This is a genomic window from Enterobacter sp. T1-1 (assembly GCF_000710795.1).
GTDB lineage: Bacteria > Pseudomonadota > Gammaproteobacteria > Enterobacterales > Enterobacteriaceae > Enterobacter > Enterobacter cloacae.
On the sequence record NZ_JALW01000086.1, the window covers coordinates 1 to 13166 of the forward strand.

The following is a 13166-nucleotide window of genomic DNA, read 5'->3' on the forward strand; positions in this document are numbered from 1 at the left end:
TCCTCTTTCAGAGTCAACCCTGATTTTCAGGATTTTTTCTCTTCAACCGACCGGGTTGTTTGTGAAGTGATTCACATCCGCCGTGTCGATGGAGGCGCATTATAGGGATCCCATTTTTTAGCACAAGTATTTTTTAGATCTTTTTTTCTGACTGATGATTTTCCGCGCTTTTCGCTGAAATCCCGCCCGATCTGCTTAAATATTGACGTATTTTGCCTTGCCTCGATCCCAAAATATGATCAAAGTCTTCTGTATAGCGCTCATCTGTCGAGGTAGATATGTCTGCAGTACTACGTCCGTATAAAGATCTGTTTCCACAAAAAGGCGATCGCGTGATGATCGATGCCAGCAGTGTTGTCATTGGCGATGTCCGAATGGCCGATAATGTCAGCATCTGGCCGCTCGTTGCGATCAGGGGAGACGTTAACTATGTGGCAATTGGCGCACGTACTAATATTCAGGATGGCAGCGTGCTGCATGTCACCCATAAATCCTCATATAACCCGGACGGCAATCCACTTGTTATAGGAGAAGATGTTACCGTCGGCCATAAAGTCATGCTTCACGGCTGCACTATCGGAAACCGGGTGCTGGTTGGCATGGGATCGATCCTGCTGGATGGTGTCATCGTAGAGGATGATGTGATGATTGGTGCCGGAAGTCTTGTCCCTCAACATAAACGGCTCGAAAGCGGTTATCTCTATTTAGGCAGCCCGGTAAAGCAGATCCGCCCCTTAACAGAAGCGGAAAGAGAAGGTCTGAAATATTCAGCGAATAATTACGTGAAATGGAAAGATGAGTATCTGGATCAGGACAGCCAGACCCAGCCCTGCTCGTCTTCCTGCTGATCGCGGATCAAATCGCTGGCTTCTTCTTCAAGATCCCAGCGATTTTCGCAAAACACCTCTAATGGATTTGAGCCACCAAAGCGGCGCTTGAGCGTTTCACCGCTAATGGCACATGTCAGTTGCATCCCATGCACGAGCACCGGGAAACAGACCGCTTGCTTACTCTCATCCCACTGTTCTCTGTCGGGAAAGTGAATCGCCTGGTTCACGCCATAAGTTCCTGTTTCAGCTTTTCAATGACGGGTTCGACAGCAGGTAATACACCGTGCCAGAGCAAGACTGCATGCGCAGCCTGCCCCACCAGCATGCCCAGACCATCAGCCAGCTGTTTCGCGCCGTGTTGTTCACACCAGCTAAGGAAAGGAGTTTTCCCTTTCTGATAAAACATGTCGTAGCAATAGAGGTGGCTGTTTACCAAAGAGGACGGGATCGCCGGTACTTCCCCACCAATGCCGCTGGAAGTGGCATTAATGATAAGATCAAATTCATGGTGGATAAGATCATCAAGAGCCACCGCACTCACGCTGCCAGTATGCGCAAACAACGCCGCCAACGCTTCCGCCCGGGAAAAGGTGCGATTGGTAATGGTCACTGCACAATCCAGTGAAAGGAGCGGTAACAGTACGCCTCGCGATGCCCCACCAGCACCAATCAACAGAACCCGGAACCCGGGTTTGATAAATGAGAGTCTTTCCAGATCGCTAAGTAAGCCGATTCCGTCAGTGTTGTCACCCAGAAGGCGTCCATCCTCCAGCCGTTTAAGCGTATTCACGGCACCCGCAAGAGACGCGCGCTCAGTTAATTCATCCGCACGTTCAAAGGCTTCTTCTTTAAAAGGCACCGTCACATTGGCACCTTTACCACCCGCGTCAAAAAAAGCATTCAGGGTAGTAACAAAGGCATCAACAGGTGCCAGCACCCGGCCATAGGGATGATCAATCTGCAGTTGTTCAGCAAACTGCTGATGGATCTGCGGCGACTTGCTGTGTGCGATCGGATTACCAAAAACGGCATAGGTTTCCATCATATTACCCCTGGCGAAAACGTTCGCCGGTCAAGGCGTCGCGGATTTCCGACGGATTAAGGCGACCTCCGGTTTCACCGACGGCTACCGGGAAGTCATTCCCGAACTGCGCCAGCACCTCTTCGGTGCTCCGGCAAGGAGGCTGCCCGGTAAGGTTGGCACTGGTTGAGACCAGCGGTTTACCAAACGCCAGACATAGCTCTACCACCAGCGGATGATCGGTGACACGGACAGCGAGGGAATCGAAACGCCCTGTTAACCAGCGTGGCGTAGTTGGCTGCGCCGGGAAAACAAAGGTCACCGGCCCTGGCCACGCAGAGAAAACGGTATCCCGTTGCGCTGGCGTGAGCATGGAATCATCAATATAAGGTTTAAGCTGCTCATAATTAGCAGCGATCAAAATCAATCCTTTTTCGACAGGTCTCTGTTTTAGCGTAAGTAAGCGATTCACAGCTGTCTCGCTGTCAGGATCGCAACCGACCCCAAAGACAGCTTCTGTTGGATAGGCGATGACTTCTTCATTTTTCAGGACCTCCACTGCGTGCGCAATGGATCCTGTTGGCAGGTTATTATTCACTGATTTCATCCGCCGAAACCGGCTTTCCACATTGTTTACTGGCGCAAAAGCGTTTCATACCTTGCGCCGTTTTCTTCTCTATAAGTAACGGATAATCGCAATGAGGGCAGGTACCCGCTACCGGTTTGAAATTGATAACGAACTGGCATTCAGGATAACGATCGCAGGAATGGAAGGTTTTACCAAAACGAGAACGACGCTGTACCAGTTGTCCGCGCTGGCACTGGGGGCAGGCGATTGCCGTTTCATCTGGCTTATCAATTTGTTCCGTATGTTCACATTCAGGATAGCGACTGCAACCAATGAACATGCCAAAACGGCCCTGCCGTAACGCCAGTTCGCCTCCACACTTCGGGCAAAGCTGCCCCTCCAGAATTTTAACGATATGTCCGTCCGCCTGGCTTTTCAGGGGACGAACATAATCACATTCCGGATAGTGTGAACAACCGAGAAACGGACCGTGTTTCCCGGACCGAATGACAAGTTCAGCCCCGCACTGTGGGCAGGGCTCGTTTTTATGCACCGTGAACAGTGCTGATTTGGCCATAACAACTCTTGGTGCTGCACAATGAATTAGTGCAGCATACCTTCATTCACTTCAAAGAGTAATTCTTCCATTTGCTGATAGGCATTTTCACAGCCTGGAATATTAAACAGAACCATCAGGATCACCCACTTGAGGTCATCCAGTTCGAACTCTGCCGTATCCAGCGCCATAACGCGCTCTATCACCATTTCTCTTGTTTCGAGGTTTAGCACCTGAATCTGCTCAAGGAATAAGATGAATCCCCGGCAGCTGGCGTCCAGCCTTTCACACTCTTCAGCGGTATAAATGCGCACAGACAATGGGTCAGAAGCAAGCTGCATCGGTTCGGCAAGGCCTTCCTGATAATCAGCCAGTTTTTCCAGCCACATCAACGCATTAAAAATATCTTCCCGTTCAAACCCCGCATCGGTAAGATCCTGTGTCAATTTGTCCTGATCCACTCGCATTTCTGCTTCGTTATGGATGTAAGTCTCAAACAAATACATCAGTACGTCGAACATGGCTTGCCCTCCTCAATCGGACATAGCCGCCGGGTACAGCTGCGATCCACCCTGCTAACTCCAGTTCGAGTAGCTGTGCTACCGTTACTGGCACAGGTTGGCCGGCACGTTCAGCGACAACGTCAACAGGTGTTACCTCATCTCCTACGTTAGCCAGGAGGCTGGGAAATGGCAATGCCACCTTATCCTGATCTGATGAAAAATGTCGCTTTTCGGGTTCATCTGTTAACCAGTGCAAGCCATATTGCAAATTTTCAAGGATGTCCTCGACGCTCGTCACAGGCGTTGCCCCCTGCTTGATGAGCCAGTGGGGGCCCTCACACCCCGGGTTACCTATCGGGCCAGGTAAGGCAAAGACTTCTCGCCCCTGTTCTAGCGCATACCGTGCCGTAACGAGTGAGCCGCTTCTTAAAGCGGCCTCCACCACCAGCACGCCCAGACTCAGACCGCTGATGATTCGGTTACGACGTGGAAAATTTGCCGGCCAGGGCGGCGCTGACAGCGGGAACTCCGACACAATAGCCCCCTCTGATTCGATAAGCCGTGCAGCCAGAGCCTGATGCCGACGGGGATAAATGCTAAAAAGCCCGTTTCCCAGCACCGCGACACTTCGCCCTTTTACAGACAGCGCGGCGTGATGAGCGACGCCGTCAATACCGCAGGCCAGCCCACTGGTGATTGTGAAACCACTTTGTGAAAGTTGTTCGCACAGGATTTTCCCCCATCGCTCACCGTACCAGGATGGCGCGCGGCTACCCACAACCGCCAGTTGAACGGTGTTTAGGGCTTCAGGATTGCCTTTAATAAACAATGCGCCGGGGTAGTCAGGGATCGTGCGAAGTAAAGGGGGATAACGAGGATCATCCGCCGTCAGCAGATGATTCTCCGGCTGTTCAAGCCACGCCAGATTTCGTTCCAGTTCATTTTCATCAAGCGCAAAGAACTGTTGAGCCTGTTTTGTTGACAGCCCGGCATCTCTGACAACGGCATCATCAATCCTTGTCTGCATAAGTAGTCGCGCTGCCGCTGCGAGCATCTGATCACCACACAGAGAACCTGTGTGGATTAGCCGTAACCATATCTCCGTGGACGTCATCCTATTCCCTGCCATAAGCAGCCTCTGCAATCATTGCGATTGGTCACGGATGCTGTCAATCGATGGGGGATTTGTCTAGAATAGAGATAGTATTCTTATCAACTCCTGAACACGACTCTGGAAATTTATGGCAGTTTTGCAAGTGTTACATATTCCGGACGAGCGCCTTCGCATCGTCGCTGAACCGGTCAAAGAAGTGAATGCAGAAATTCAGCGTATCGTTGATGATATGTTCGATACCATGTACGCCGAAGAAGGCATTGGCCTTGCGGCAACTCAGGTGGACATTCACAAGCGTATTATCGTGATCGACGTTTCTGAGAATCGCGATGGCCGTCTGGTGCTGATCAACCCTGAGCTGTTGGAAAAGAGCGGTGAAACAGGTATTGAGGAAGGTTGTCTGTCCATTCCTGAACAGCGTGCTTTAGTTCCACGTGCCGAAAAAGTGAAAATTCGCGCCCTGGATCGTGAAGGCAACCCGTTCGAACTGGAAGCAGACGATCTGCTGGCGATTTGTATTCAGCATGAGATGGATCACCTGGTCGGTAAATTGTTTATCGATTACCTCTCACCACTGAAGCAGCAGCGTATTCGTCAGAAAGTAGAAAAACTGGATCGTTTGCGCTCCCGCGCATAACATCCCCCCGGATACAAGGATCATCGTGTCTAAAACACTACGTATTATCTTCGCGGGTACCCCTGATTTTGCAGCGCGTCATCTTGACGCGCTGTTATCTTCTGGCCACCAGGTTGTTGGCGTGTTTACCCAACCGGATCGCCCGGCAGGCCGTGGTAAAAAGCTCATGCCCAGCCCGGTGAAAGTGCTGGCAGAAGAACATAGGTTACCCGTTTACCAGCCCGCATCCTTACGACCTCAGGAAAATCAGCAACTTGTTGCCGATCTCAATGCTGATGTCATGGTGGTGGTGGCTTACGGCTTAATTCTGCCAAAAGCCGTGCTTGATATGCCTCGTTTGGGGTGTGTCAACGTACATGGTTCGTTGCTTCCACGCTGGCGTGGCGCGGCACCGATCCAACGCTCGTTGTGGGCGGGTGATGCTGAAACTGGCGTCACCATCATGAAGATGGATGTAGGTTTAGACACCGGCGACATGCTGTATAAACTGGCCTGTCCAATTACCGCCGACGACACCAGTGCCACGCTGTATGACAAACTGGCGGACCTGGGTCCACAAGGACTCATCAAAACCTTGCAGCAGCTTGCTGATAATACGGCTACCCCTGAAGTTCAGGATGAGACTCTGGTGACCTACGCCGAAAAACTCAGCAAAGAAGAGGCGCGGGTCGACTGGTCCCTCTCCGCCGCACAGCTTGAGCGTTGCATTCGCGCCTTTAATCCGTGGCCAATGAGCTGGATGGTGATCGATGAGCAACCTGTTAAAGTCTGGAAAGCATCCGTCATTGAAGGTAATACGTCTGCTGAGCCGGGTACAATTATCGAAGCCAGCAAAAATGGTATCCAGGTGGCAACCTCGGAAGGGATCCTGAATCTGGAATCACTGCAGCCCGCGGGTAAAAAGGCAATGAGTGCTCAGGATCTGTTAAATTCCCGTCGCGAATGGTTTATCCCTGGCTCTCGCCTTGCCTGAGCAAATTTATTCTTAAGGCCCGGTGTTTCCGGGCATTTTTATTTTTACGGTTATGAAAAAACAAAATCTACGCAGTCTGGCGGCACAGGCCGTTGAGCAGGTTGTCGAGCAGGGTCAATCACTGAGTAATGTCCTACCTCCACTGCAGCAAAAAGTGTCCGACAAAGACAAAGCTCTGATTCAGGAGCTCTGTTTTGGCGTCCTGCGCACCCTTTCTCAGCTTGAATGGCTGATTAATAAGCTGATGTCGCGCCCAATGACCGGTAAGCAGCGTACCGTCCATTATTTGATTATGGTTGGCTTCTATCAGCTTCTTCATACCCGCATCCCACCTCATGCTGCGTTGGCTGAGACGGTAGAAGGTGCTGTCGCGATTAAACGTCCCCAGCTCAAAGGGCTGATCAACGGCGTACTGCGTCAGTTCCAGCGTCAACAGGAAGAACTTCTGGCAGAATTTGCAAAAAGTGAAACCCGTTTCCTTCATCCTGACTGGCTTCTGAATCGCCTCAAAAAAGCGTATCCGCAGCGGTGGCAGGATATTGCTGACGCAAATAATCAACGTCCGCCGATGTGGTTACGCGTTAACCGTAATCATCATACCCGCGATGCATGGCTGGCCTTGCTGGAAGAAGCCGGAATGAGTGGATTCGCGCATGATGCTTATCCTGATGCCGTGCGTTTAGCCTCCCCTGTGCCGGTGCATGCCTTACCCGGATTCGATGAAGGCTGGGTAACCGTTCAGGATGCCTCTGCTCAGGGCTGTATGACATGGCTCGAACCCAAAAATGGCGAACAGATCCTCGACCTGTGTGCCGCGCCTGGGGGCAAAACAACGCATATTCTGGAAGTCGCACCGCAGGCCAGCGTAATGGCTGTGGATATTGATGAGCAGCGACTTTCGCGTGTCTACGACAACCTTAAGCGTTTAGGTATGAAGGCGCAGGTCAAGCAAGGCGACGGACGTAAGCCCGCAGAATGGTGCGGCGAGACTCAATTCGACCGCATTTTGCTGGACGCTCCCTGCTCGGCAACCGGCGTTATTCGTCGTCACCCGGACATTAAGTGGCTGCGTCGCGACCGTGATATAAAGGAACTTGCGCAGCTGCAATCCGAGATCCTTGACGCTATCTGGCCACACCTGAAGCCTGGCGGAACGCTGGTCTATGCCACCTGTTCCATTCTTCCGGAGGAGAATAGCCAGCAAATTTCAGCCTTCCTTAAACGCACTCCTGGCGCTACGCTGCGCGATACGGGGACACCGGAGCACCCGGGCCAGCAGAACCTGCCCGGCGCTGAAGAGGGTGATGGCTTCTTTTACGCTAAGCTAATCAAAGAGTGATGTTGAGAACAGGTCACGAGATATGAAGATTATCATTCTGGGCGCAGGACAGGTCGGCGGGACGCTGGCGGAAAACCTTGTAGGTGAAAACAACGACATTACGATCGTCGATACCAACGGCGATCGACTGCGCGTTCTGCAGGATAAATTTGACCTTCGCGTTGTGCAGGGGCACGGTTCGCATCCACGTGTCCTCCGTGAAGCCGGTGCTGACGATGCCGATATGTTAGTGGCCGTGACCAGCTCGGATGAGACCAATATGGTCGCTTGTCAGGTGGCCTATTCGCTCTTCAACACGCCTAACCGAATCGCCCGTATCCGCTCCCCGGATTATGTCCGCGATGCGGAAAAACTCTTTAACTCAGAAGCGGTACCAATCGACCACCTTATCGCACCAGAACAACTGGTTATCGATAATATTTATCGCCTGATCGAATATCCCGGCGCACTGCAGGTCGTGAACTTTGCAGAAGGGAAAGTGAGTCTGGCCGTTGTTAAGGCCTATTATGGCGGTCCGTTGATCGGAAACGCGCTGTCTACGATGCGCGAACATATGCCGCATATCGATACCCGCGTCGCAGCCATTTTCCGTCACGACAGACCGATTCGACCTCAGGGCTCGACCATTGTCGAAGCAGGAGATGAAGTTTTCTTCATTGCTGCCTCTCAACATATTCGTGCCGTTATGAGTGAACTTCAGCGCCTCGAAAAGCCCTATAAACGCATCATGCTGGTCGGCGGGGGTAATATCGGCGCAGGTCTCGCTCGCCGTCTGGAAAAAGACTATAGCGTGAAGTTGATCGAGCGCGATCAACAGCGCGCCTCTGAACTTGCTGAAAAACTACAAAACACGATCGTGTTTTATGGCGATGCATCAGATCAGGAATTACTGGCAGAAGAGCATATCGATCAAGTTGATCTGTTTATTGCCGTCACCAACGACGATGAAGCAAATATTATGTCCGCCATGCTCGCCAAGCGCATGGGAGCAAAAAAGGTCATGGTACTTATTCAGCGTCGTGCCTATGTTGACCTGGTGCAGGGGAGCGTAATTGATATTGCGATTTCGCCGCAGCAGGCAACGATTTCCGCGCTGTTGAGCCACGTTCGTAAAGCAGATATCGTTGGTGTGTCCTCACTTCGTCGCGGCGTCGCTGAAGCTATTGAAGCTGTCGCTCACGGTGATGAAACCACATCGCGCGTGGTGGGACGCGCCATCGATGAAATTAAGCTACCACCCGGCACAATTATCGGCGCTGTAGTACGCGGGAATGATGTCATGATTGCCAATGATAATTTGCGTATTGAACAAGGCGATCACGTTATTATGTTCCTGACCGATAAAAAATTTATTACCGACGTCGAACGTTTATTCCAGCCAAGCCCATTCTTCCTGTAATGATTCAGGTGCTCGCGATAGAGCACCTGAATATTATCCTTCTGATTCCTGTGCCTTTTATTTTCATAACGTTTATTTATCCCCAATGGCAATTAGCTAATCATTTGTTAAACTTATAGTCGTCAGCTGGCACAAGGAGAACATAATGAGTTTTGTTAAAGAATTTCGCGAATTTGCGATGCGCGGAAATGTGGTGGATTTGGCAGTGGGTGTCATTATTGGTGCAGCGTTCGGCAAGATCGTTTCATCTTTAGTGGCTGATATCATCATGCCACCTTTAGGGCTATTAATTGGGGGCATTGATTTCAAACAATTCGCCTTCACGCTTCGGGAAGCACAGGGGGATATCCCGGCAGTGGTGATGCACTATGGCGTGTTTATTCAGAACGTATTTGATTTCGTGATCGTCGCGTTTGCCATTTTTATGGCCATCAAGCTTATCAACAAGCTCAACCGTAAAAAAGAAGAGCCTGCTGCGGCGCCCGCGCCTACGAAAGAAGAAGTATTACTGACTGAAATTCGCGATCTGTTAAAAGAGCAGAATAACCGCGTTTAACAGCTAAAAGCAGGAAGGCCAGTGGTAAATAAGCGATTCGCTTGCTTGCCACTGGCCTCCCAGTTACCCCGTTTTGCATGTTTGTTTTTACGCAGATAACTTCCCTTCCCTTTTTTGTTCTTTTCAACTCGCTGTCGAAAAAGCGGGTCGTGAAGCAAAGCCTCAATGGCATTATCTTTAATTTGTCCCTTCGTATGTTGATAGTGACTCATAATTTCTCCTGAGCATGATTAATGTCGAGGGGAGTCTAGACCCGGACTGATAAAAAATCAACAACCCCGGGTTTCTCCACTTGCCCCTTGTTCAAGGGCCTCCAGAATAGAACAATAGACACTGCTGTGAGCCGTACCACAGCATGCATCATTCAACCTTTGCAGAGAGCGCTGCATGGTTTGCAGTTCCTGAATACGCGCTTCAACTTCATCCAGCCTGGCCTGGACAATGCTTTTCGATTCCTGGCAGGTGTGATGTGCCGGATCGATACGGATCGACAATAACTCACGGATCGAATCCAGCGTGAATCCCAGTTGGCGTGCATAACGAATAAACCGCAGCCGTTGCAGATCGTTGTCGGTATAGAGCCGGAACCCACCTTCGGTTCGCACCTCGTGATCAATCATCTGCTGTTTTTCATAGTAACGGATGGTATCCGGCGTCACGTTAGCAAGCTTTGCAAGTTCACCGATACGATACATGGCTATTCCTCGTTTATTTTCTGCATCAGTCTTTCACTATACTCGCCATGCAGAAAATCAGTCGCAATTCCTGCTTGTCGTAGCTTGAGTTCAACCAGAGCCAACCGCCGGCTTAGTTCTCCATACCGGGGATCGTCTTTCCGTATCCCTTTTAGCAGATCAGTAAGCTCAATCGCCTCTTTGCGCTGTTCAAGCTCGGGAGGCAGACACCCCGCATTTTTCAGTAAGCGATATCCAGCCCGTAGCTCGGGGGGTATATGCGAATCATCTTCCAGTACTAGCGGTTCACCGCTACCGGACAGGTTATCGAATTCGCCTTTAGTTTGGGCATCGCGAATATGGCGTTCTGCCCACTGGTCGAGCAACCACATCATAAACTCCAGGGGATGAACAAAATTAATACAGATATTGTAGAGAAGTGGGGATAGTGCGGATATAAAAAAACCCGCCGGAGCGGGTTTTTTTACGTTACTGCAGATTACTCTGCAGCAGCTTCTGCTTTCGACTCAGAACGATCAACCAGCTCGATGTAAGCCATCGGAGCGTTGTCGCCTGCGCGGAAGCCACACTTCAGAATGCGAGTGTAACCACCGGCACGGCTCGCGAAACGCGGGCCCAGCTCGTTAAACAGTTTTGCCACGATCTCGTTATCACGAGTACGGGCGAATGCCAGACGACGATTAGCAACGCTGTCAGTCTTGGCAAGAGTAATCAGCGGCTCAACTACACGACGCAGCTCTTTCGCTTTAGGCAGGGTCGTCTTGATGATTTCATGACGAACCAGTGAACCTGCCATGTTGCGGAACATAGCCTGGCGATGGCTGCTGTTGCGGTTCAGTTGACGACCACTCTTACGATGGCGCATGACCTTATCCTTCTCAGTAAAACCTTAACCTGTGATCCGGTTACTCGTCAGCAATGCTTGCTGGTGGCCAGTTTTCCAGGCGCATGCCCAGAGACAGACCACGTGAAGCCAGCACGTCTTTAATCTCAGTAAGAGATTTTTTACCCAGGTTCGGCGTTTTCAGCAACTCAACCTCGGTACGCTGTACCAGATCACCGATATAGTGGATAGCTTCTGCCTTGAGGCAGTTAGCAGAGCGGACAGTCAATTCGAGATCGTCAACAGGGCGCAGCAGGATCGGATCGAATTCTGGTTTCTCTTCTTTCACTTCCGGCTGACGTACATCACGTAAGTCAACGAAAGCTTCCAGTTGTTCTGCCAGGATGGTTGCCGCACGACGAATCGCCTCTTCAGGATCGATTGTGCCATTGGTTTCCATTTCGATGACCAGCTTGTCCAGGTCGGTACGCTGTTCTACACGCGCTGCTTCAACATTGTAGGCAATACGCTCTACAGGGCTGTAGCATGCGTCGACCAGCAGACGGCCGATTGGGCGCTCATCTTCTTCCGAATGAATTCGGGCAGAAGCCGGCACATAACCACGACCGCGCTGAACTTTGATACGCATGCTAATAGCTGCGTTCTCATCGGTCAGGTGGCAGATCACGTGCTGCGGCTTGACGATTTCAACATCACCGTCGTGGGTGATGTCGGCTGCAGTCACAGGGCCAATGCCAGATTTATTCAGAGTAAGAATAACTTCATCTTTACCCTGAACTCTCACCGCCAGCCCTTTCAGGTTGAGCAGGATTTCAAGGATATCTTCCTGAACGCCTTCTTTGGTGCTGTACTCATGAAGTACACCATCAATCTCAACCTCGGTCACCGCGCAACCCGGCATCGATGAGAGCAGAATACGGCGCAGTGCGTTACCCAGAGTATGGCCAAAGCCACGCTCTAAAGGCTCAAGGGTCACCTTGGCGTGCGTCGAACTCACTTGCTCGATATCTACCAGGCGCGGTTTTAGAAACTCTGTCACAGAACCCTGCATTGTGTCCTCTCTTTGGTACTAAGCTTTACTTGGAGTAAAGCTCGACGATCAGGTGTTCGTTAATGTCCGCAGACAGATCAGAACGTTCTGGCTGACGCTTGAACGTACCTTCCATCTTGCCAGCATCAACTTCCAGCCAGGTTGGCTTTTCACGCTGCTCAGCCAGCTCCAGAGCGGCTTTCACGCGAGATTGCTTTTTCGCTTTCTCACGAATGCTAACAACGTCATTCGCTTTAACCTGATAAGAAGCGATGTTAACAACACGACCGTTTACCATGATTGCTTTGTGGCTAACCAGCTGGCGTGATTCAGCACGAGTAGCGCCGAAGCCCATACGGTATACAACGTTGTCCAGACGACCTTCCAGCAGAGCCAGCAGGTTTTCACCTGTGTTGCCTTTCAGACGTGCTGCTTCTTTATAGTAGTTACGGAACTGACGCTCCAGCACACCGTAGATACGGCGAACTTTTTGCTTTTCACGCAACTGCACACCATAGTCAGACAGACGCGGTTTACGCGCACCGTGCTGGCCAGGAGCTTGTTCAATTTTACACTTGGTATCGATCGCGCGAACGCCAGACTTAAGGAATAAGTCGGTGCCCTCACGACGGCTCAGCTTGAGCTTAGGACCCAAATATCTTGCCATTTTCTATCTCCAACTAACCTAAAAAACGAGCGTTATACGCGACGTTTTTTCGGCGGACGACAACCGTTATGAGGGATCGGAGTCACATCAGTAATATTAGTGATGCGGAAACCAGCGGCGTTCAGAGCGCGAACAGTAGATTCACGACCCGGACCCGGACCTTTAACCATAACTTCCAGATTCTTGATGCCGTATTCTTTTACGGCTTCTGCGCAACGCTCTGCTGCAACCTGAGCTGCAAACGGAGTGGATTTGCGAGAACCACGGAAACCGGAACCACCGGCTGTTGCCCAACCCAATGCGTTACCCTGACGATCAGTAATAGTAACGATGGTGTTGTTGAAAGAAGCATGGATATGAGCCACGCCGTCAGAGACTTGTTTTCTTACACGTTTACGTGCACGAATTGGTGCCTTTGCCATTATTCAATCACC

At 51.0% G+C, this 13166-nt stretch carries 19 protein-coding genes; 6 read left to right on the plus strand and 13 right to left on the minus strand.

What is annotated here, in order from left to right:
* Positions 1–278 precede the first annotated feature (278 nt).
* Positions 279–848 (plus strand): gamma carbonic anhydrase family protein, encoded by a 570-nt coding sequence (locus AK59_RS0122030; RefSeq protein WP_029883845.1) that lies wholly within the window; start codon positions 279–281, stop codon positions 846–848.
* On the opposite strand, the gene AK59_RS0122035 is transcribed toward AK59_RS0122030, so the two are convergent.
* From AK59_RS0122035 to dprA, 6 genes are read right to left on the minus strand one after another with little or no spacing between them, the layout of a single operon-like run.
* Positions 809–1057, minus strand: coding sequence for a DUF1488 domain-containing protein (locus AK59_RS0122035; RefSeq protein ID WP_029883846.1), 249 nt, complete (start codon positions 1055–1057; stop codon positions 809–811). The genes AK59_RS0122030 and AK59_RS0122035 overlap by 40 nt on opposite strands.
* The gene (gene aroE / locus AK59_RS0122040; RefSeq protein WP_029883847.1) at positions 1054–1872 is read right to left on the minus strand and encodes a shikimate dehydrogenase; all 819 of its coding nucleotides are present in this window, start codon (positions 1870–1872) and stop codon (positions 1054–1056) included. The genes AK59_RS0122035 and aroE overlap by 4 nt, the downstream gene beginning before the upstream one ends.
* A gap of 4 nt (positions 1873–1876) precedes the next feature.
* Positions 1877–2449 carry an L-threonylcarbamoyladenylate synthase type 1 TsaC gene (gene tsaC / locus AK59_RS0122045; RefSeq protein ID WP_029883848.1) on the minus strand — a complete coding sequence of 191 codons (573 nt, stop codon included), beginning with the start codon at positions 2447–2449 and terminating at the stop codon, positions 1877–1879.
* On the minus strand, positions 2442–2996 hold the full coding sequence (locus AK59_RS01000000123940) for a DNA topoisomerase family protein (RefSeq protein ID WP_013099010.1): 555 nt from the start codon (positions 2994–2996) through the stop codon (positions 2442–2444). Before AK59_RS01000000123940 ends, tsaC begins: the two co-directional genes overlap by 8 nt.
* Positions 2997–3022: 26 nt before the next feature.
* Positions 3023–3496, minus strand: a complete 474-nt coding sequence (gene smg, locus AK59_RS0122055; protein ID WP_029883850.1) for a DUF494 family protein Smg — start codon at positions 3494–3496, stop codon at positions 3023–3025.
* Entirely contained in the window at positions 3468–4592 is a 1125-nt protein-coding gene (gene dprA, locus AK59_RS0122060; RefSeq protein WP_029883851.1) for a DNA-protecting protein DprA, read from the minus strand. The genes smg and dprA overlap by 29 nt, the downstream gene beginning before the upstream one ends.
* A gap of 127 nt (positions 4593–4719) precedes the next feature.
* Between dprA and def the strand changes: the two genes are divergently transcribed.
* The 5 genes from def to mscL all read left to right on the plus strand — a co-directional run bounded on the left by def (position 4720) and on the right by mscL (position 9496).
* On the plus strand, positions 4720–5229 hold the full coding sequence (gene def / locus AK59_RS0122065; RefSeq protein ID WP_013099013.1) for a peptide deformylase: 510 nt from the start codon (positions 4720–4722) through the stop codon (positions 5227–5229).
* Positions 5230–5254: 25 nt separating this feature from the next.
* A complete protein-coding gene (gene fmt, locus AK59_RS0122070; protein WP_029883852.1) occupies positions 5255–6202 on the plus strand; it encodes a methionyl-tRNA formyltransferase in 948 nt (315 codons plus the stop codon).
* 52 nt (positions 6203–6254) lie between these two features.
* The gene (gene rsmB / locus AK59_RS0122075) at positions 6255–7541 is read left to right on the plus strand and encodes a 16S rRNA (cytosine(967)-C(5))-methyltransferase RsmB (protein ID WP_029883853.1); all 1287 of its coding nucleotides are present in this window, start codon (positions 6255–6257) and stop codon (positions 7539–7541) included.
* Between the two features lie 22 nt (positions 7542–7563).
* Positions 7564–8940, plus strand: coding sequence for a Trk system potassium transporter TrkA (gene trkA / locus AK59_RS0122080; RefSeq protein WP_013099016.1), 1377 nt, complete (start codon positions 7564–7566; stop codon positions 8938–8940).
* Between the two features lie 145 nt (positions 8941–9085).
* Positions 9086–9496, plus strand: a complete 411-nt coding sequence (gene mscL, locus AK59_RS0122085; RefSeq protein ID WP_013099017.1) for a large-conductance mechanosensitive channel protein MscL — start codon at positions 9086–9088, stop codon at positions 9494–9496.
* On the opposite strand, the gene AK59_RS0122090 is transcribed toward mscL, so the two are convergent.
* The 7 genes from AK59_RS0122090 to rpsK all read right to left on the minus strand — a co-directional run bounded on the left by AK59_RS0122090 (position 9493) and on the right by rpsK (position 13154).
* Positions 9493–9708 carry an alternative ribosome-rescue factor A gene (locus tag AK59_RS0122090; protein WP_013099018.1) on the minus strand — a complete coding sequence of 72 codons (216 nt, stop codon included), beginning with the start codon at positions 9706–9708 and terminating at the stop codon, positions 9493–9495. The two genes, mscL and AK59_RS0122090, sit on opposite strands and share 4 nt — an antisense overlap.
* A gap of 57 nt (positions 9709–9765) precedes the next feature.
* Positions 9766–10191 carry a Zn(2+)-responsive transcriptional regulator gene (gene zntR, locus AK59_RS0122095; RefSeq protein ID WP_013099019.1) on the minus strand — a complete coding sequence of 142 codons (426 nt, stop codon included), beginning with the start codon at positions 10189–10191 and terminating at the stop codon, positions 9766–9768.
* A gap of 2 nt (positions 10192–10193) precedes the next feature.
* The gene (locus AK59_RS0122100) at positions 10194–10562 is read right to left on the minus strand and encodes a DUF1992 domain-containing protein (RefSeq protein WP_029883854.1); all 369 of its coding nucleotides are present in this window, start codon (positions 10560–10562) and stop codon (positions 10194–10196) included.
* Between the two features lie 107 nt (positions 10563–10669).
* Positions 10670–11056, minus strand: a complete 387-nt coding sequence (rplQ, locus tag AK59_RS0122105) for a 50S ribosomal protein L17 (protein WP_001216372.1) — start codon at positions 11054–11056, stop codon at positions 10670–10672.
* A 40-nt stretch (positions 11057–11096) separates the two neighbouring features.
* Positions 11097–12086, minus strand: coding sequence for a DNA-directed RNA polymerase subunit alpha (locus tag AK59_RS0122110; RefSeq protein WP_002919219.1), 990 nt, complete (start codon positions 12084–12086; stop codon positions 11097–11099).
* Positions 12087–12111: 25 nt separating this feature from the next.
* On the minus strand, positions 12112–12732 hold the full coding sequence (gene rpsD / locus AK59_RS0122115; RefSeq protein ID WP_003863314.1) for a 30S ribosomal protein S4: 621 nt from the start codon (positions 12730–12732) through the stop codon (positions 12112–12114).
* Positions 12733–12764: 32 nt separating this feature from the next.
* Positions 12765–13154 carry a 30S ribosomal protein S11 gene (gene rpsK / locus AK59_RS0122120; protein ID WP_003031137.1) on the minus strand — a complete coding sequence of 130 codons (390 nt, stop codon included), beginning with the start codon at positions 13152–13154 and terminating at the stop codon, positions 12765–12767.
* Positions 13155–13166 lie beyond the last annotated feature (12 nt).

Excerpts from the sequence above, each read along its gene's own strand:
- AK59_RS0122030 (WP_029883845.1), top strand. The coding sequence starts at position 279 with ATGTCTGCAGTACTACGTCCGTATAAAGATCTGTTTCCACAAAAAGGC.
- aroE (WP_029883847.1), bottom strand. The coding sequence starts at position 1,872 with ATGGAAACCTATGCCGTTTTTGGTAATCCGATCGCACACAGCAAGTCG.
- AK59_RS01000000123940 (WP_013099010.1), bottom strand. The coding sequence starts at position 2,996 with ATGGCCAAATCAGCACTGTTCACGGTGCATAAAAACGAGCCCTGCCCA.
- smg (WP_029883850.1), bottom strand. The coding sequence starts at position 3,496 with ATGTTCGACGTACTGATGTATTTGTTTGAGACTTACATCCATAACGAA.
- dprA (WP_029883851.1), bottom strand. The coding sequence starts at position 4,592 with ATGACGTCCACGGAGATATGGTTACGGCTAATCCACACAGGTTCTCTG.
- def (WP_013099013.1), top strand. The coding sequence starts at position 4,720 with ATGGCAGTTTTGCAAGTGTTACATATTCCGGACGAGCGCCTTCGCATC.
- rsmB (WP_029883853.1), top strand. The coding sequence starts at position 6,255 with ATGAAAAAACAAAATCTACGCAGTCTGGCGGCACAGGCCGTTGAGCAG.
- trkA (WP_013099016.1), top strand. The coding sequence starts at position 7,564 with ATGAAGATTATCATTCTGGGCGCAGGACAGGTCGGCGGGACGCTGGCG.
- mscL (WP_013099017.1), top strand. The coding sequence starts at position 9,086 with ATGAGTTTTGTTAAAGAATTTCGCGAATTTGCGATGCGCGGAAATGTG.
- AK59_RS0122090 (WP_013099018.1), bottom strand. The coding sequence starts at position 9,708 with ATGAGTCACTATCAACATACGAAGGGACAAATTAAAGATAATGCCATT.
- zntR (WP_013099019.1), bottom strand. The coding sequence starts at position 10,191 with ATGTATCGTATCGGTGAACTTGCAAAGCTTGCTAACGTGACGCCGGAT.
- AK59_RS0122100 (WP_029883854.1), bottom strand. The coding sequence starts at position 10,562 with ATGTGGTTGCTCGACCAGTGGGCAGAACGCCATATTCGCGATGCCCAA.
- rplQ (WP_001216372.1), bottom strand. The coding sequence starts at position 11,056 with ATGCGCCATCGTAAGAGTGGTCGTCAACTGAACCGCAACAGCAGCCAT.
- AK59_RS0122110 (WP_002919219.1), bottom strand. The coding sequence starts at position 12,086 with ATGCAGGGTTCTGTGACAGAGTTTCTAAAACCGCGCCTGGTAGATATC.
- rpsD (WP_003863314.1), bottom strand. The coding sequence starts at position 12,732 with ATGGCAAGATATTTGGGTCCTAAGCTCAAGCTGAGCCGTCGTGAGGGC.
- rpsK (WP_003031137.1), bottom strand. The coding sequence starts at position 13,154 with ATGGCAAAGGCACCAATTCGTGCACGTAAACGTGTAAGAAAACAAGTC.